The 409-nt window shown below is 71.4% G+C and carries 1 pseudogene; it reads left to right on the top strand.

The features are described from left to right. Positions 1 to 32: 32 nt before the first annotated feature. Positions 33 to 409, top strand: a pseudogene (locus G6R24_RS21415) (protein spdB); the annotation flags it as partial.

Here is a 409-nt window from a genome sequence, read left to right as displayed (position 1 = left end):
ATCCTCACCACCAGCACCGGAGAGGTGTCGGCATGAGCCGCAAGCAGTGGACCTGCACCCCCGCAGCAGCAATGACGGTCGTGTCGATGGCTCTGACCCTCGCCGTCGTCATCGGCTGGCTCGGCTCGTTGATGCCGTGGCCGGTGGCCACCGTCGTCGGCCTGGGCATGGACGGCGGCTGGCTGGCCACCCTCGCCTACGAACGCCGCCTCGCCGCCCAAGGCGACCACTCCGCACTGGTGTCCGGCCTCGGTTGGACCTTCGGCCTCCTCGCCACCGGCGTCCTGATCGCCCATGCGCTTGTCGGCCCGTCATCGCCGGCGGGGTGGCTGGCGGTGGCCTGGCTGCCGTTGGCCGCGAAAGCGCTGTGGCTGGTCCACGGCCTGTGGGAACGCACCGCCCTCACCCC

The sequence above is a fragment of the Candidatus Frankia nodulisporulans genome (assembly GCF_902806475.1).
Lineage (GTDB): Bacteria > Actinomycetota > Actinomycetes > Frankiales > Frankiaceae > Frankia > Frankia umida.
Note: the sequence above shows the minus strand (reverse complement) of the source record. Positions and strands in the feature narration are given on the sequence as shown.